We start from the raw sequence: 17,674 nt of genomic DNA, 5'->3' as shown, positions 1-17,674 counted from the left end.
CCGGGCGGCGTCACCCCGTGACGCAGACTAGGCTTAGCAGGCACGCCAGCCGAACGACGAGAGAGACCATGAAGACCTTCGAAGAGCTGTTCGCCGAGCTGTCAGAGAAGGCCAGGACCCGGCCCGCGGGCTCGGGCACCGTGGCCGCGCTCGACGCCGGCGTCCATGCCATCGGCAAGAAGGTCGTCGAGGAGGCCGCCGAGAGCTGGATGGCGGCCGAATACGAGTCAGACGACAGGGCAGCGGAAGAGATCTCGCAGCTCCTCTACCACGTCCAGGTGCTCATGATCGCCAGAGGCATCGGCCTCGACCAGGTCTACAAGCATCTCTAGGGCGCCCCGGCGCCCGGCCACCGCGGAGAGACAATGAGAGCGAGACACGTAAGGACCTGACATGCTGCGTCTGGCAGTACCGAACAAGGGCGCGCTCAGCGAGGGCGCCCAGAGCATGCTCAAAGAGGCCGGCTACCGGTCGCGCAGAGACAGCAAGGAGCTCGTCGTCGTCGACGAGGCCAACGGCTGCGAGCTGTTCTTCCTGCGTCCCAGAGACATCGCCGTCTACGTCGGCGAAGGCACCCTCGACGTCGGCATCACCGGCCGCGACATGCTGATCGACTCCGGCGCGCCGGTCGAGGAGATCATGCCGCTCGGCTTCGGCGGCTCCACCTTCCGGCTGGCCGCCGCCGCGGGGGCGATGACCTCGGTCGCCGACCTCGACGGCCGCCGCATCGCCACCGCCTATCCTGGCCTGCTCGACAAATACCTGTCCGACCAGGGCGTCGACGCCCGGGTCATCAAGCTCGACGGCGCCGTCGAGACCGCCATCAGGCTCGGCGTCGCCGACGCCATCGCCGACGTCGTGGAGACCGGCACCACGCTGCGCAACGTCGGGCTCGAGGTGTTCGGCGAGCCGATCATGCGCTCCGAGGCCGTGCTCATCAAGCGGCAGGGCGCGCCGGAGTCGCCCGGCGCGGGCCAGCTCGTCCGCCGCTTCCAGGGCGTCGTGCACGCCCGCGACTTCGTGATGATGGACTACGACATCCGCGCCGAGCGCATCGAGGAGGCCATCGCGCTCACCCCCGGCATGGAGGGGCCGACGGTCTCGCCGCTGCACCGCGAGGGCTGGGTCGCCGTGCGCGCCATGGTCCGCCGCAAGGGCCACCAGCAGGTGATGGACCAGCTCTGGGACATCGGCGCGCGGGCCATCCTGGTCACCGACATCTACGCCTGCCGCCTCTGATCTGACCCATGTCACGGCGAAGGCCGGAGGGAACGCACTGCCGTCCCCACCGGCCACGCCCGTGGCGTTCAACCGGGTCAGGTTCTGGTTGTCAGCTGTTTGATCAGGTCTGAGATGCGGACGATGCCGAGGCAGCGGTTCAGTTCGTCCGTTACCACCAGGTCGTCGTAGACGCGGGTTGCGTCGCGGCCGGCGGCTTGCATGGCGGCGACGGCCGGAGTCGTACGGGGGACCGTGCGTGGGGGGTCGGCCAGGCGGCGGGCCGGTTTGGAGCCGTGCAGGGCGTGGCCGTAGCGGGCGGCGATCGAGAGCAGGAAGCGGCTGCGATCGAGGCTGCCCGTCGGGCGCTGGAACTCGTCCACCAGGATCACGCTGGTGATCGTCGGCTCATGGCCGAAGGCGGCCACCGCCTCCTCCGCCTTGGCCTCGGCGGGCAGCGTCACGGCGGGCAGCAGCAGTTCCTGGACGCGGGGGCCGAGCATGGCTGAGGCGGGTGGCTCGTCGGCGATCGGTAGCGGGACACGTACCTTGCCGTCCGGGCCTGGAGCGAGCAGCGGGCCGTGTGCGAGGCGGACGCCCAGCCCGCGCATCACCGCCGCCTGCTGCTCCCGTTCCACGCCCGGCGCCATGACGTGTGCGCCGATGCCGCGTGCCAGCGTGACCACCGCCCGCGCCACCGCCGTCGCCCGGTGATCCCCTGGGATGCGCGCCACCACCTCGGGGTCCAGGGCCAGCAGGTACGGGGCCGCGCCGGCCACCAGGTCCAGGCTCGGGCCCGCCACGCCCGTGTCCGCGAAGCCCAGCAGGTAGCCGATCGAGCGCAGCCCGTCGATGCCCACCTTCAGCAGCGGCCGGTCCTGTTCGCGGCACGTACCGGTGAGGAGGAGGATCGCCTCGCGCGGATGCCGTCCCGCCCGCCGCAGCGCCTCGTGCAGCGGGGCCAGCGCGCCCGCGCCCGACAGCACCACCCCGATCGGCAGCTCCAGCACCATGGGCAGCGGTGTGGCGCGCAGGACGCCGGAGGGGTCCACGACGGCGGGATGCGCGATGACGGCCCCGGTGTCGAGATCCACCAAGGGGCTGGTGAGCAGGGAGGACACGTAAGGAATGGTGGTCCTTTCGCAGCTCCCGCCAGAAGACCCGAAAAGGAGAATTCACCGGCATTTCGGTTGAGGTTCTCGGGGGGTGGGGGGCGAGCGACCGTCCCTCAAGGTCTCGCGGGTGGGAGAGCGAGGGACCGTTCCACGGGTCGGCGTCCCGCGCCGCCCTGGGTGGGGTGGTCGAGGGGGTGGGGTTGTTCGGTAGGGTTCGCGGCATGGGCGGGCGTCCGGCGAAGGGCGGCGGCCGGTGGGTCTGCGTGCCGCCGGAGCGCCTGCACCCGTGGATCGACGGGTTCGCCGGGCGCCATGGGCCCTTCTCGGCCAGTGGTGATGACCGCGTCGTCCGGCTGGTGGCGGATGATGGGGCGCTGGCCGAGTTCCAGGTGCCTTTTCCACCTTTGGTGCCGCCTGGGCCGCCGCACGTCACTCGGCTGGTCACGCACGCGCGGGCCGCGCGGCGCGTCGGGGTGTTCCTGGTGCGGCTCGGTGGGTATGCGGCCGGCGTCTTCCATGGGGACGAGCTGGTGGCGTCGAAGGTGGGGTCGCGGCTGGTGCAGGGGCGTACGGCGGCCGGGGGATGGTCGCAGCAGCGCTACGCCAGGCGGCGGGCGAACCAGGCGGCGCGGGTGTACGACGACGCCGTGGAGACGGCGGTGCGGGTGCTGACGCCGTACCTGGGGGAGCTGGACGGGGTGGTGTTCGGCGGCGACAGGCGGGCCGTGGACGCGCTGCGGCAGGACCGGCGGCTCGCCCCGCTGCTGGCCCTGGAGCGGGAGCCGTTCCTGGTGGTGCCGGATCCGCGGCTGGCGGTGCTGCGGGAGACGCCGGAGCAGTTCAGGGCGGTACGGATCCGCGTGGTGGATCCTGGGTGACCTCTCTCGCGCGCGGCGAGGTCGGTGACGGCGCGGTGGGCGCCGGCGAAACCGGGCCAGATCGAGCTGTTGAGGAAGAGCCGGTCGCCGGGGGACAGCAGCGCACCGATCGTCTCGGGACGCTCGAAGTCGGGTTGGCCGGACGGTACACTATGCGGAATCGAATCGTCCACTTAGGAGCCGGTACGTGCGCGCCGACGCAAGACGGAACCTCGGCAAGATCGTCACAGCCGCCGCCGAGGCCATCGCGGAGCGCGGTGTCAACGTCCCCATGGAGGTCATCGCCCGGCGCGCGGGCGTCGGCGTCGGCACCCTCTACCGGCGCTTCCCCGACCGCCACGCCCTGATCGCGGCCATCGGCGAGCACTACGTGCACACGATGACCCAGGCGCTCGACGCCGCCACCGCAGAGCACGGCGACGCGTGGAGCGCGATCCGCGCCTTCGTCTCATGGGCCTCCGAGCCGGGGCGCACAGCGCTGTCCACGGCGCTCGCCGACCTGCCCGACGAGGTGATCGTGGGGCGAGCCGAGTTCAGGCGGGCGCGGGAGGAGTGGGTCGAGCGGCTCGACCACCTCGTACGCCGGGCGCAGGCCGGCGGCTCGATGAGGGCGGACGTCGGCGTGGACGACCTCGTCCACCTCCTGAACGTCTTCACCTGCCACCCCGGCCACCTCCCGGCGCCCGTGGCCGCCGATCCGGGGCGGTACCTGCGGCTGATGCTCGACGGCATGAGGTCAGGCGTCCCGAACTCGTGAGCGTAAAGCTCTTGAGACGATTCAATAGTTTGCCGCTATGATGAGCCGAGTTCTCGGTGAACCGCGTTCTGCGGCACACCGGACGACACCGGGTCACGCCTCTCGCCGGTGCGCCGCGTCAGGCGGGCACCCAGGGGGCGCACCCGCACCTTCAGCAGCACGGCCTCGTGAGGATCGATGGCGACCACGAACATCAAGGAGGTCGCGCAGCTGGCGCGCGTCTCGGTCGGCACGGTGAGCAATGTGCTCAACCGCCCCGAGATCGTGTCCCCGGCCACCCGCGAACGCGTCTTCGAAGCGATCAAGAAACTCGGGTTCGTCCGCAACGAGGTGGCCCGCCACCTGCGGGCGGGCCGCAGCCGCACGGTCGGGCTGGTCGTCCTCGACGTCGCCAACCCGTTCTTCGTGGACGTCGCCACCGGCGCCGAGGCGGTCGCCGACGACCACGACACGATGGTGGTGCTCTGCAACAGCGCCGGCGACTCCGGCCGCGAGCGCCGCCACCTCGACCAGCTCGAACAGCAGCGGGTGATGGGCGTCCTCATCACGCCCGTCGAGGCCGAGCCGCCGTGGCTCGAAGAGCTCGTCGCCCGGGGCACGCCCGTCGTGCTCGTCGACAGTCCCGCCACCGGGCTGCAATGCTCGGTGGCCGTGGACGACCGGCTCGGCGGCCAGATCGCCGGCGCCCACCTCATCGAACGCGGGCACCGGCGCATCGTCTTCGTCGGCGGGCCGCCGAGCATCAAACAGGTGGCCGACCGGCAGGCCGGCGTGACCAGCGCCGTCGCCGCCGCCGGCGGGGCCGTCGAGCTGCTCACCGCCACCTCGCCGACCCTCACCGTGGCGGAGGGGCGGGCCATCGGCGAACGCGTCGCGGCCCTGCCCCCCTCCGAACGCCCCACCGCCGCCTTCTGCGCCAACGACATGATGGCGCTCGGGTTCCTGCAGGCCATGGCATCTAACGGGCTGCGGGTGCCGGCCGACATGGCCATCATCGGCTACGACGACATCGACTTCGCCGCCGCGGCCGCCGTCCCGTTGTCCTCGGTCAGACAGCCCCGGGAGCTGCTCGGCCGCACCGCCATAGACCTGCTCCTGGAGGAGGTCTCGGAGCCCGGGGAACACCGCCACCGCCAGGTCATCTTCCAGCCCGACCTCGTCATCCGCGACTCCACCGCCCCCCACCGCCCCACCTGACCCGCCCTTACGGAGGGCAGGGGGCTGGGAGGGCAGCCGGCTTCCGGCTGCGCGGCTCCCGGGTGAGTGGTGCCCGGGTGAGTGGTGCCCGGTTGCGCGATGCCCGGCTGTGTGGCGCCTGGGTGGCGGGCTTTTTGGGGGCGATCCGCTTGGGCGGGTGAGCGGGAATCAACGATTTGGTCTCGGGGGGTGCTGGTTTCCGCGGTTCGGGCTGGTCGGGGGAGGGCTTCTGGGTGGGATCCGGAAATGTCGGATGTTTGTGTCATTGACTTTGAGTCGATTCAACACTAATTTCGCACCAACCGCCGTTCACTACCTTGTAACTGGGCAGGAACCACGGTGCAACACTCCACCCCCGCATTCGTGCACGTGCCACGAGAAGGTGGTGCCGGATGAACCATCCCGCCATGTCGATCAGGATCCAAGCTGCCTGCTCAGAGCTCATCTGGGTGGTGCGGCTCAACCTGATGTGGCTCGTCTTCACCCTGGCGGGAGGCGTGGTGCTCGGGATCGGGCCCGCCACCGTGGCCGCGTACACGCTGGCCCGGCGGCACGCCAGGAATGAATCGTTTCAGGCATGGGTCGAATTCTGGGCCGCCTACCGGCGGGAGTTCGTCCGCGGCTCGCTGCTCGTCCTGCCGCCGGCGGTGCTCGCCGTCGTCCTGGTAGGCAACTATCTGTACTTCTCCGTCCTCGGCCAGGACGCGGGCGCGCTGCGGGTCACGACGTTCGTGGCGCTGCTGGCGCTGGCCGCCGTCGGGGCCTACGTCGGCCCGCTCTACACGCACTACGAGCTGCCGCTGTGGGCGTACATCCCGAAGGCGTCGCTGCTCGCGCTGACCCGGCCGGCCTCCACCGTGCTGCTGATGTTCGCGCTGTGGGCGATCGTCTACGCGACCTCGCAGCTGCCCGTCCTGGCGCCCCTGGTCAGCATCGGCGCGTGGATCTCTGTCAACACCTGGCTCTGCCTGCGCTTCTTCGAGGAGAACGAGGCGCGGCTGCATTCGGAAGGAAACCCATGAGCGCATCCCGTAGTCGCTTCCTCGCTGGAGCGTTAGCGCTAACAACCGCCCTGGTGGCCTCCGCGTGCTCCGGCACCGGCGCCGGCGGCGGTGAAGGCCAGGCGGACGACGGCACGATCACGTTCATGACGCAGCTGTTCGGCACCGCCCCCGACCCCCAGGGTGAGCTGCACCAGGCGGTCGAGAAGTTCCTGGGCAAGAAGATCAAGGTCACCTGGGTGCCGAACGCCGAGTATTCGGAGAAGGTCAACGTCACCCTGGCCTCGGACAACCTGCCCGACGTCATGGTGGTCGACCCGAAGTCACCGGCGTTCGGCAAGGCGGCGGAGGCCGGGGCGTTCTGGGACCTCACCGAGAAGATCAAGAACTACCCGAACCTCGTCGGTGACCCCAAGGTCCTGCTGAACTCCTCGATCAACGGCAAGGTGTACGGCATCTACCGCATCAGGCCGCAGCTCCGCTCCGCGGTGATGATCCGCAAGGACTGGCTGAAGAAGGTCGGCCTGGAGGCGCCCAAGACCACGGACGACCTCTACGAGATCGCCGAGGCGTTCACCAAGAAGGACCCGGACGGCAACGGCAAGGACGACACCTACGGCCTCATCATCCCGAAGTGGCCGGGCGTCACGTTCTCCGCCTCCAGCCCGTTCAACGTGATGGACGTCTGGTTCGGCGCGCCGAACAACTGGGGCGAGCGCGACGGCAAGATCGTGCCGGAGTTCGACGTGCCCGAGTTCTTCGAGGCCAACCGCTTCATGAAGAAGATGATCGACGAGGGCCTGGTCAACCCCGACTGGAACACCCTCGACACCGCCAAGTGGAACGACCCGTTCGTCCAGGGCAAGGGCGGCATCATCATCGACGTCGACGTCCGCACGACGCAGCTGCTCGACCTGCTCAAGGAGCAGGACCCGGAGACGTACGGCGACAAGGTCCTGACGGTCGGCAACCTGGCCCGCCCCGACGGCAAGAAGTTCTCGCTGCCGTTCACCGGCTACAAGGACGTGCTGGCCATCTCCAAGCAGCGCGTCCGCACCGAGGCCCAGCTGGACCAGCTGCTCACCACGCTGAACAAGCTGGCCACCAAGGAAGGCCAGGTGCTGCTGTCCAACGGCATCGAGGGCCGCAATTTCAAGGTCGAGAACGGCGTGGCCGTGCTCATCAACCAGGACGACCCCAAGGTCAAGCAGCTCCAGGACGACGTGGACAAGGCGTTCATCCAGCTCGGCACGCAGGCCAGCACGGGCGTCGGCGGCGTCGCCTACCCGCGGGTGCCGCCGGAGGAGCCGTACCGCAAGGACCTGGAGGAGCGCGCGAAGCGCGTCGAGGAGGACCTGAAGACGGCCGTGTGGGACATCAGCGCCCCGGTGGTCTCGCCGACGGCGGTGGAGAAGGGCGCGACGCTCAACCCGATCGTCACCGACGCCCGGGTCAAGTACCTCGCGGGCCAGATCAGCGAAGACCAGCTCAAGGCTGAGATCAAGCGCTGGTACGACAGCGGCGGCACGCAGATCGCCCAAGAGATCCAGGACCTGGTCTCCAAGCTCGGCCAGTGACGCAAGCAGGGAGGGGCCCGGCCGGGCTCCTCCCGTGGAAAGGAGGCCGAGTGGCCACCGACCTGGCGACGCCACCGGTCAAGACGGCCAGGACGCCCGGGAGCACGCCCGGCGTGGCCCGCCGGCTGTGGCGGTTCCGATGGTTGTACCTGATGCTCGTTCCCGGGCTGGTGTACTTCCTGGTCTTCAAGTACGTCCCGATGCGCGGCCTGCAGATCGCCTTCCAGGACTTCATCCCGTTCCTGGGCTACAACGGCAGCGAATGGGTGGGCTTCAAGCACTTCGTGGACCTGTTCACGGGGCCGGACTTCAACCGCCTGATGTACAACACGCTGTTCCTGGCGCTGCTGAACATCATCTTCGTCTTCCCCGCGCCGATCATCGTCGCGCTGATGCTGAACGAGCTGCGGATCAACATACTCAAGCGCTCGGTGCAGTCGCTGATCTACATCCCGCACTTCCTGTCGTGGACGATCGTCGCGTCGCTGACGTACATCCTGTTCTCGGTGGACTACGGCGTGATCGCCGGCTGGATCCACGAGGTGGTCGGCGGCACCAAGGTCGACTACGTGGCGCAGCCCGAGTGGTTCAGGCCGGTCATCATCCTGCAGACGCTGTGGAAGACGACCGGGTGGACGACGATCATCTACCTGGCGGCGCTCGCGGGCGTGAACCACGACCTGTACGAGGCGGCAAGGATGGACGGCGCCGGCCGCTGGCGGCAGCTCTGGCACGTCACGCTGCCCGCCATCCGCCCGACGATCGTCGTCATGGCCATCCTCATGTCGGGAAACCTGCTCGACATGAGCTTCGAGCAGATCTGGCTCATGACCAACAACCTCAACCGCGCCACCGCCGACGTCTTCGACACCTTCGTCTACTACGTGGGCATCAACCAGGGCGCGTACAGCTACGCCACGGCCGTCGGCCTGTTCAAGGGCGTGGCGGGAGTCCTGCTGATCTTCGGTTCCAACTGGCTGGCCAAGCGCCTCGGCCAGCGGGGCCTGTTCTAGGAGCGCCGTATGTCCGTCAACCAGTACCGCTCCGCGGGCAGCCGGATCTTCGACGCGATCAACATCATCCTGCTGACCGGGCTGGGTCTGATCACGCTCCTGCCGCTGCTGTACGTCCTCGCCGGCTCGTTCGCCTCGGAGTCGGAGATCGCCTCGCGGACGTTCTTCCTGTGGCCGCACAAGTTCGTCACCAGCACCTACGAGTACATCTTCGCCACCGACGTGTTCATCAGGGCGCTGCTGACGACGGTCGGGGTGACGCTCGTCGGCACGGTCGTGCAGCTCATGCTGACGCTGACCATGGCGTACCCGCTGGCCAAGCGCTACCTGCCGGGCCGGGCGCTGGCGCTCAACCTGGTGATCTTCACGGTGGTGTTCAGCGGCGGCATCATCCCGACCTACCTGGTGGTCCGCGACCTGGGGCTGCTCAACAGCTACTGGGCGCTGATCCTGCCGCTCGCGATCAACCCGTTCTACCTGCTCATCGTCAAGAGCTTCTTCCAGGAGCTGCCGGAGGCGCTGGAGGAGGCGGCACGCATCGACGGCTGCACCGAGATGGGCGTCTTCTTCAGGATCGTGCTGCCGCTGTCGAAGCCGATCATCGCCACGTTCTCGCTGTTCTACGCCGTGGGCATCTGGAACGACTACATGTCGCCGCTGCTCTACATCGACGACTCCAGCAAGTGGACGCTGCAGGTGCTGGTCCGCCAGCTCACCGGCGCGGACGCGCAGAACGCGCTGTCGGCTCTCGAATCGGTCTTCTTCCCCACCCAGGGGCTGAAGTTCGCCGTCGTGGTCATCGCCACGCTGCCGATCCTGTGCTTCTACCCGTTCCTGCAGAAGCACTTCGTCAAGGGCGTGCTGATCGGGTCGGTCAAGGAATAAGGAATGCGAGGATCCCACATGACCGAGCTGCGCTGGCTGGACCGGCCCGGCGATCAGGGAACGACCTGGGGAGTGCCGTGGCCGCGCGGCGCGGTCGCGTCCGGCACGCCGTTCGCGCTGGCCGACGCCGGAGGGCGTGCGGTGCCGGTGCAGAGCTGGGTGACCGCCACCTGGCCGGACGGCTCGGTCAAGTGGTCGGCGCACACGATCGGGACGGGGGAGCGTGCGGAGGCGTACCGGCTGGAGCCGGGACGCGAGCCGGCCGCCACCGCGACGCCCGTCACGGTCGCCCGCGAGGGCCGCGAGCTGGTGGTGAGCACCGGCGTGATCACCTGGCGGATCGGCGGCGGCACGCTGGCCAGGTCGGTCACGCGCGCAGGCCGCGAGATCGCCACGGACGTGCGCCTGGTCAGCCTGCGCCAGCGCGAGCCGACGCCCGACGAGGGCGGCCACGTGGCCCGCGAACGGGCGGACGGCGTCGTCGAGAGCGTCACCGTCGAGCAGGACGGGCCGGTGCGCGCGGTCGTGCGGCTGGAGGGCAGGCACGGCGACTGGCTGCCGTTCACCGTGCGGCTCTACTTCCACGCCGGCGCCGAGCACGTACGGCTGATGCACACCTTCGTCTGGGACGGCGACCCCGACCGCGACTTCCTGGCCGGGCTCGGGGTGCGCGCCGACGTGGTCATGCGCGACGAGCCGCACGACCGGCACGTCCGCCTGGCCGGCGCCACGGGCTTCCTCACCGAGGCGGTACGCGGGCTCACCGGCCTGCGCATCGACCCGGGCGAGGCGGCCCGCCGCAACCAGGTCGAGGGCCGCCCCGCCGGGCCGCTCGCCCCCGGGGTGGCCACCCGGCTGCACCTCATCCCCACCTGGAGCGACTACACCCTCGACCAGGGCTCGGCCGACGGCTACGCGCTGCGCAAGCGCACCAAGGACGGCCACGCCTGGGTGACGATCCCGTCGGGGACGCGCTCGGCCGGCTACGGCTACGTCGGCGGGGTGAGCGGCGGCCTCGGTTTCGGGCTGCGCGACTTCTGGCGCCTGCACCCCACCCGCCTCGACGTCAGGAACGCCGCCACCGATCTCGCCACCGCCACCGTCTGGCTCTGGTCGCCCTCCGCCCCGGCCATGGACCTGCGCTTCTACCACGACGGCATGGGCCAGGACACCTTCGCCGAGCAGCTCGAAGGGCTCGAGGTCACGTACGAGGACTATGAGCCCGGGTTCGGTGACCCGCGGGGCATCGCGCGTACGCATGAGCTGAGCCTGCGCTTCCACGAGAGCACGCCGGCCGCCGGCGAGCTGGCCGCGCACGCCGCCGCGATGAACGAGCCTGGCCTGCTGACCGCGAGCCCCGAGCGGATCCGCGAGGCGGGCGTGTTCGGCGTCTGGGAGCTGCCCGACCGCTCCACCCCCGCCCGCGCCGCCATCGAGGACCGCCTGGACTTCCTGTTCGACCTGTACGTCCGCGAACGCGAGCAGCGCCGCTGGTACGGCTTCTGGGACTACGGCGACGTCATGCACACCTACGACGCCGACCGGCACACCTGGCGCTACGACGTGGGCGGCTACGCCTGGGACAACTCCGAGCTGTCGCCCGACCTGTGGCTCTGGCTGCAGTATCTGCGCACCGGCAGGGCCGACGTCTTCCGCTTCGCCGAGGCGATGACCCGCCACACCGGCGAGGTGGACGTCTACCACCTCGGCAGGTGGCAGGGCATGGGCAGCAGGCACAACGTGCAGCACTGGGGCTGCAGCTGCAAGCAGGTGCGCATCTCCAACGCCGCCTACCGGCGTTTCCACTACTACCTGACCGCCGACGAGCGCACCGGCGACCTGCTGGACGAGCAGAGCGCGCCCGAGCGCACGTTCCTCGCCGTGGACCCGCTGCGCAAGGTGCGCGACGACGTCTACACGCCCGACCCTTCCGCCCTGTCGGTCGGGCTCGGCACCGACTGGGGCGCGCTCGCCGCCGCCTGGCTCACCCGCTGGGAGCGGCACGGCGACGAACGCGCCCGCGACCGGCTGCTCGGCACCATGGCCGGCATCGCCGCGATGCCGCGCCGCTTCCTGACCGGGGAGGGCCGGCTGGACCTGGAGACCGGCCGCTTCGACACCTCGCGCGACCAGATCTCGATCTCGCACCTGTCCTCGCTGTTCGGGCTGCCGGAGATCTGCGCCGAGCTGATCGGGCTCGGCCTGGACGTGCCCGGCTTCGAGGCGGCCTGGCTGGAGTACTGCCGCCTCTACCTCGCCACCCCCGAGCAGCAGGAGGCGGAGGTGGGCCGGCCGCTGACCGGGATCTCGCTGATCGAGGCGCACAGTAGGCTCACCGCGTACGCGGCGGCGCGCACGGGGGACGCGGGGCTCGCCGCTTGGGCGTGGCGCAAGTTCTTCACCGGCGAGGGCGACCAGCTCAACGACAACCCGCTGACCGAGCAGAAGGAGTGGGCGCTGACGACGGTGGACGGCCCGCGGGTGCCGCACGCGGTGCGCGAGGCGGCGTTCGTCAGCACCAACAGCGCGGCGCAGTACGGCCTGGCCGCGATCCACAACCTGGCCCTGATAGGGGAGCACCTGCCGGAGAAATAGCCAGAGGTGGAGCCCCTGCCGGGGGCTCTACACTGATCGGTATGCATACTCCCGATTGACCGGCGTCGCACGCCCAATCCTCGTTTCCTAGCTCGGGAGTGTCCGGTCACATGATCATCGCCAATGATATCGAGCTGCGCGCGGGCGCGCGCCTGCTCATCGAGAAAGCCTCCTTCCGGGTCAACCCCGGTGACAAGATCGGGCTCGTCGGCCGCAACGGCGCGGGCAAGACCACGCTGACGAAGGTGCTGGCGGGCGAGGGGCTGCCCGCCGCAGGCACGGTGACGCGCACCGGCAGCGTGGGCTACCTCCCCCAGGACCCGCGCACCGGTGACCTGCAGGTGCTGGCCCGCGACCGCATCCTGTCGGCGCGCGGCCTCGACGAGGTCATCCGCGAGCTGCGCGAGGCGGAGCTGGCCATGTCCTCCGCCGACGACCGCACCAGGGAGAAGGCCGTGCGCCGCTACGGGCGGCTCGAAGATCAGATGCACGTGCTCGGCGGTTACGCGGCCGAGTCGGAGGCGGCCTCCATCGCCTCCAGCCTCGGTCTGCCCGACCGCGTGCTCGGTCAGCCGCTGCAAACGCTTTCCGGCGGTCAGCGGCGCCGGGTGGAATTGGCGCGAATTCTTTTCAGCGGGGCGGAAACTCTCCTTCTCGACGAGCCGACAAACCACCTAGATGCGGACTCAATCGGGTGGCTTCGTGATTTTTTGCGCAGTCATCAAGGTGGCTTGGTGATCATCAGTCACGACGTCGGCCTTCTTGAAGCCACGGTCAACAAGGTCCTCCACCTCGACGCCAACCGGGCCGCGATCGATCACTACAACGTCGGCTGGACGGCCTACCTCGCCCAGCGTGAGACCGACGAGAAGCGCAGGAAGCGCGAGCGCGCCAACGCCGAGAAACAGGCGGGCGCGCTGCTCGCGCAGGCCGACAAGATGCGCGCCAAGGCCACCAAGGCCAAGGCGGCGCAGGACATGATGCGCCGCGCGCACCGGCTGCTGGCGGGCACCGAGGAGGAGCGCAAGAACGACAAGGTGGCGAAGCTGCGCTTCCCCGATCCGCAGCCGTGCGGGCGCACCCCGCTGATGGCGCAGGGGCTGTCGAAGTCGTACGGGTCGCTGGAGGTCTTCACCGACGTCGACGTGGCCATCGACCGAGGTCACAGGGTCGTCATCCTGGGCCTGAACGGCGCCGGCAAGACCACGCTGCTGCGCCTGCTGGGCGGCCTGGAAAAGCCCGACACCGGGGAGATCAAGCCGGGACACGGGCTCAAGATCGGTTATTACGCCCAGGAACACGAGACCCTTGACGCCGACCGTACGCTATTGGAGAACATGCGTTCGGCCGGTGGCGAGTTCACCGACACCGAGTTGCGCAAGGTGCTCGGGTCGTTCCTGTTCACCGGAGACGACGTCGACAAGCCCGCCGGGGTGTTGTCCGGTGGCGAGAAGACCCGTCTCGCACTTGCGATCTTGGTGCTCTCCAGCGCTAATGTCCTGCTTCTCGACGAGCCCACGAACAACCTCGATCCTGTCAGCCGCGAGCAGGTTCTCAATGCTCTGAGGTCGTATTCAGGAGCAATCGTCCTAGTCACGCATGACGAGGGTGCCGTTGACGCCCTGTCACCGGATAGGGTGATCTTGCTACCTGACGGAACTGAAGACGCATGGAGCGACGAATTTTCCGATCTTGTGGCACTCGCCTGATCTTAATTTGAGTGGGTACGGATCTTTTCCCGTGGAGTAGGTAGCCGATCCCGCTGAAATGACTGATCATGGCGGAGTAACGCTGCGGAAGTCCGGCACTACAGGAGGTACTCGTGGCCGAGACACTGAAGAAGGGCACCCGGGTCACCGGGGCCGACCGGGAAAAACTGGCCGGCGATCTCAAGAAGCGCTACGCCGCGGGTGAGAGCATCCGCGCCCTGGCCGCTTCGACCGGTCGGTCCTACGGGTTCATCCACCGCATCCTGAGCGAGTCCGGCGTGACTCTGCGCGGGCGCGGAGGGGCGACCCGAGGCAAGTCCAAGCGCTGACGGCCGCCTCGGAACGTGCGACCGCAGCCGCCCGTCCCAAGTCAGCCGGCGTCGCGCCCGAGCCAGAATCATATTCTGTAGGCTCGGGCGCGACGGTCAGCATTCCGGGCATTCCGGAAGCGGAGGGAGCGGGCGATGGCGGAAGCGCAGGCGCGACAGCGCGGGGGGAACGCGGATGACGGCTCCGCTGCGGCGGAGGGCGGAGTCCGCTACGAGGTGGACGGTGAGATAGCGACGATCACGCTGGCCCGGCCGGACAAGCGCAACGCACAGACGTTCGCGACATGGTCGGCACTGGCTCGCATCGGCGAGAGCCTGCCCGAGCAGGTGCGCGTCGTCGTCGTGAAAGGTGAGGGACCGTCCTTCTCGGCAGGCATCGACCTGCGGATGTTCACATCTGAGGGGGTTCCCGGACAGGGCTCGTTCAGTACGGCGGCCAAGATCGGCGACGCCGGCTTCGAGCAGCGCATCAGACAGGCCCAAGCGGGGTTCCTGTGGTTGCGCCGCCCGGAGATCGTCTCCATCGCGGCGGTGCAGGGGCACGCGATCGGCGCGGGGTTCCAGCTCGCGCTCTCCTGCGACCTCCGGATCGTGGCCGAGGATGTCGCGTTCTGCATGAAAGAGCCCGCACTGGGACTGGTGCCCGACCTGACCGGGACGAAGCCCCTGGTCGACCTGGTCGGCCTGGCCAAGGCCATCGACATCTGCCTGACCGCCAGGACCGTGCACGCCGACGAGGCCATGCGCATCGGCCTCGCGGAGCAAGTGGTCGCCCGTGGCGACCTGGACGAAGCGGTACAGGACAAGATCGCCCAGCTGCTGTCCACCAACAGGGACGCGGCCGCGGCGACGAAAAGGCTCCTCCAGGGCGCGAGCCACCGCACCCTGGAGGAGCAGAGTGTGGCCGAGGGCATCGAACAGGCCGCACGCATCAAGGCGCTCTTCGGCTGAAGCAGGCTCGGGAGCCGGACCCGCGATCGGGGTGGGGTCCGGCTGAGCCGGGGATCAGTGCGGGCTGAGCCGGAGATCAGGGTCGTCCCGCTGACGTGCGCCGCTTGGCGGGACGGTGGCGCCCCGGCGCGCTCTGAGCCGTTGTGAGGCGTTCTGAGGGGGCGGGGTGGCCCGATGGTCCGGCGAGGCCGTCATGGGCGCTCAGCGGCACGCAGAGCGGCGATCAGCCCCGGTTAACGGCGACCCGTCCAGGTTTGCAACGGTCGGAAGGCCCGGGAGGGCCGGGCGGAGGCCCGGGTTCCGCGGGTGGGTTTGGTGGGTGGGTTTCGCGGTGAGCTGAGCGGGGAATCTCCGGGCGCCGCCGGAGCGCTGTCTTCCGCGGAAGAGGAGGGATCTGCCGGATGGCGATGATGGGTGGCGGCTTCGGGCCCCAGGTGTGGGCGTCCTTGCGGCGCGACGGCTCGGTCACCAAGCAGCGGCTGCGCCCCGGCATCGCCCGGCGCATCGCCGGCTACGCCCGCCCCTACACCCGGCAGATCGTCGCGTTCCTGCTGCTCGTCGTGGCCGGCGCGGTCATCGTGGTGGCCAACCCGCTGCTGATGAAGGCGATCATCGACGACGGCATCCTCGTCCAGCGCACCGGCGTGGTCATCTGGCTGGCGGTGGCGATCGCCGCCCTCGCGCTGGTCGACGCCGGGCTGACGCTGGTGCAGCGGTGGTTCTCCGCCCGCATCGGCGAGGGCCTCATCTACGACCTGCGCACCGAGGTGTTCGACCACGTGCAGCGCATGCCGGTGGCGTTCTTCATGCGCGCCCAGACCGGCGCGCTGGTCAGCCGGCTCAACACCGACGTGATCGGCGCCCAGCGCGCGCTGACCAGCACCCTGTCCTCGGTCGTCGCCAACGTGGTCAGCCTGATCCTGGTGCTGGGCGCGATGCTGGCGCTGTCGTGGCAGGTGACGCTGGTCGCGCTGGTGCTGCTGCCGATCTTCATCGTGCCCGCGAAATACGTCGGCCGCCGCATGTCGGCGCTGACCCGCGAGCAGATGCAGCTCGACGCCGAGATGAGCTCGGTCACCACCGAGCGCTTCAACGTGGCCGGCGCCACGGTCGCCAAGCTCTACGGCCGCCCCGAGGACGACGCCGCCATGTTCGGCGCCAGGGCCGCCAGGGTGCGCGACGTGGGCGTCACCGTCGCCATGTACGGCACGGTCTTCCGCGTCGCGCTCGGCCTCATCGCCGCCCTCGCCACGGCCCTGGTCTACGGCATCGGCGGGGTGCTGTCCGTCTCCGGCGCGTTCGAGCTCGGCACGCTGGTGGCGCTGGCCGCGCTGCTGATGCGCCTCTACGGCCCGCTGACCTCGCTGTCCAACGTGCACGTCGACGTGATGACCGCGCTGGTCAGCTTCGACCGCGTCTTCGAGATCCTCGACCTCGAGCCCATGGTGGCCGAGCGGCCGGGCGCCGTGCCGGTGCCGGGCGGACCGGTCACCATCGAGTTCGACGACGTGCACTTCCGCTACCCGGCCGCCGAGGACGTCTCGCTGGCCTCGCTGGAGTCGGTGGCCGGGCAGGACACCGGGCCCTCGCACCCGGTGCTCAAGGGCGTGTCGTTCACCGCCGAGCCCGGACGGCTCATCGCGCTCGTCGGGCCGAGCGGCGCGGGCAAGACCACGATCACCTCGCTGGTGTCGCGGCTCTACGACGTCAACGAGGGCGCCGTACGCGTCAACGGACTCGACGTACGCGACGCCACGCTCGCCTCGCTGCGCGACACCGTGGGCGTGGTGATGCAGGACCCCCACCTCTTCCACGACACGATCGGGGCCAACCTGCGCTACGCCAAGCCCGAGGCGAGCGAGGCGGAGATGTGGGAGGCGCTGCGGGCGGCGCAGATCGCCGACCTGGTCGCCGGTCTGCCCGACGAGCTGGAGACCGTGGTGGGCGATCGCGGCTACCGGCTCTCGGGCGGCGAGAAGCAGCGGCTCGCGCTGGCCAGGCTGCTGCTCAAGGCGCCGCGCGTGGTCGTGCTCGACGAGGCCACCGCGCACCTCGACTCCGAGTCGGAGGCGGCGGTGCAGGTGGCGCTGAAGACCGCGCTCGAAGGCCGCACCTCGCTGGTGATCGCGCACCGGCTGTCCACGATCAGGGAGGCCGACGAGATCCTCGTCGTCCAGGACGGCCGCATCGCCGAGCGGGGCAGGCACGAGGCGCTGCTGGCCCGCGGCGGCCTCTACGCCGAGCTCTACCGCACCCAGTTCAGCTCCTCCGACAGCAACCCGGCCGCCTGACGACTCTGGGGATGCTCCTATGGATGTCAAGCGGCATGTTCTTGATCGTTTGATGTGATGATGCGGTGGAGTTCTCGAGCGACGTAGCGCTTCAGGCAGCGGATGATCTCTTTCTTGGACAGGCCGTCCTGGGTGCGTCGTTGCATGTAGGCGCGGGT

The 17,674-nt window shown here is 69.5% G+C and carries 15 protein-coding genes and 1 pseudogene; 14 read left to right on the top strand and 2 right to left on the bottom strand.

Annotated elements, in window-relative coordinates:
- The first annotated feature begins 68 nt into the window (after positions 1-68).
- Together AB0K12_RS44085 and hisG are read left to right on the top strand one after the other, a co-directional pair.
- Positions 69-332, top strand: coding sequence for a phosphoribosyl-ATP diphosphatase (locus AB0K12_RS44085; RefSeq protein WP_345386086.1), 264 nt, complete (start codon positions 69-71; stop codon positions 330-332).
- A gap of 61 nt (positions 333-393) precedes the next feature.
- Positions 394-1,239, top strand: a complete 846-nt coding sequence (hisG, locus tag AB0K12_RS44080; protein WP_355421883.1) for an ATP phosphoribosyltransferase — start codon at positions 394-396, stop codon at positions 1,237-1,239.
- Between the two features lie 77 nt (positions 1,240-1,316).
- Here hisG and AB0K12_RS44075 read toward each other — a convergent pair whose 3' ends face one another.
- Positions 1,317-2,339, bottom strand: coding sequence for an EAL domain-containing protein (locus AB0K12_RS44075; RefSeq protein ID WP_364574548.1), 1,023 nt, complete (start codon positions 2,337-2,339; stop codon positions 1,317-1,319).
- 215 nt (positions 2,340-2,554) lie between these two features.
- On the opposite strand from AB0K12_RS44075, the gene AB0K12_RS44070 reads away from it, so the two are divergent.
- The 12 genes from AB0K12_RS44070 (at position 2,555) to AB0K12_RS44015 (ending at position 17,516) form a co-directional block, all read left to right on the top strand.
- The gene (locus AB0K12_RS44070) at positions 2,555-3,211 is read left to right on the top strand and encodes an acVLRF1 family peptidyl-tRNA hydrolase (RefSeq protein WP_364574546.1); all 657 of its coding nucleotides are present in this window, start codon (positions 2,555-2,557) and stop codon (positions 3,209-3,211) included.
- A gap of 187 nt (positions 3,212-3,398) precedes the next feature.
- Positions 3,399-3,968, top strand: coding sequence for a TetR/AcrR family transcriptional regulator (locus tag AB0K12_RS44065; protein ID WP_364574544.1), 570 nt, complete (start codon positions 3,399-3,401; stop codon positions 3,966-3,968).
- 177 nt (positions 3,969-4,145) lie between these two features.
- Positions 4,146-5,165, top strand: coding sequence for a LacI family DNA-binding transcriptional regulator (locus AB0K12_RS44060; protein ID WP_364574542.1), 1,020 nt, complete (start codon positions 4,146-4,148; stop codon positions 5,163-5,165).
- A 392-nt stretch (positions 5,166-5,557) separates the two neighbouring features.
- Complete coding sequence (locus AB0K12_RS44055) at positions 5,558-6,187, top strand: DUF624 domain-containing protein (RefSeq protein WP_364574540.1); 630 nt, start codon at positions 5,558-5,560, stop codon at positions 6,185-6,187.
- A 53-nt stretch (positions 6,188-6,240) separates the two neighbouring features.
- The gene (locus AB0K12_RS44050; protein WP_364574538.1) at positions 6,241-7,743 is read left to right on the top strand and encodes an extracellular solute-binding protein; all 1,503 of its coding nucleotides are present in this window, start codon (positions 6,241-6,243) and stop codon (positions 7,741-7,743) included.
- A 50-nt stretch (positions 7,744-7,793) separates the two neighbouring features.
- Positions 7,794-8,756, top strand: coding sequence for an ABC transporter permease subunit (locus AB0K12_RS44045; RefSeq protein ID WP_364574536.1), 963 nt, complete (start codon positions 7,794-7,796; stop codon positions 8,754-8,756).
- 9 nt (positions 8,757-8,765) lie between these two features.
- Complete coding sequence (locus tag AB0K12_RS44040; protein ID WP_364574534.1) at positions 8,766-9,641, top strand: carbohydrate ABC transporter permease; 876 nt, start codon at positions 8,766-8,768, stop codon at positions 9,639-9,641.
- Between the two features lie 18 nt (positions 9,642-9,659).
- On the top strand, positions 9,660-12,236 hold the full coding sequence (locus AB0K12_RS44035; RefSeq protein ID WP_364574532.1) for a Tat pathway signal sequence domain protein: 2,577 nt from the start codon (positions 9,660-9,662) through the stop codon (positions 12,234-12,236).
- 110 nt (positions 12,237-12,346) lie between these two features.
- A complete protein-coding gene (gene abc-f, locus AB0K12_RS44030) occupies positions 12,347-13,945 on the top strand; it encodes a ribosomal protection-like ABC-F family protein (RefSeq protein WP_364574530.1) in 1,599 nt (532 codons plus the stop codon).
- Positions 13,946-14,058: 113 nt separating this feature from the next.
- Positions 14,059-14,274: a helix-turn-helix domain-containing protein gene (locus AB0K12_RS44025; RefSeq protein ID WP_020547488.1), complete on the top strand. Its 216-nt coding sequence runs from the start codon at positions 14,059-14,061 to the stop codon at positions 14,272-14,274.
- Between the two features lie 135 nt (positions 14,275-14,409).
- A complete protein-coding gene (locus tag AB0K12_RS44020; protein WP_364574528.1) occupies positions 14,410-15,225 on the top strand; it encodes an enoyl-CoA hydratase/isomerase family protein in 816 nt (271 codons plus the stop codon).
- Between the two features lie 401 nt (positions 15,226-15,626).
- Entirely contained in the window at positions 15,627-17,516 is a 1,890-nt protein-coding gene (locus AB0K12_RS44015; RefSeq protein WP_364574526.1) for an ABC transporter ATP-binding protein, read from the top strand.
- Positions 17,517-17,542: 26 nt separating this feature from the next.
- Here AB0K12_RS44015 and AB0K12_RS44010 read toward each other — a convergent pair.
- Positions 17,543-17,674, bottom strand: a pseudogene (locus AB0K12_RS44010) (IS110 family transposase); the annotation flags it as partial.

The sequence above is a fragment of the Nonomuraea sp. NPDC049419 genome (genome assembly GCF_040676995.1).
Lineage (GTDB): Bacteria > Actinomycetota > Actinomycetes > Streptosporangiales > Streptosporangiaceae > Nonomuraea > Nonomuraea salmonea.
Note: the sequence above shows the minus strand (reverse complement) of the source record. Positions and strands in the feature narration are given on the sequence as shown.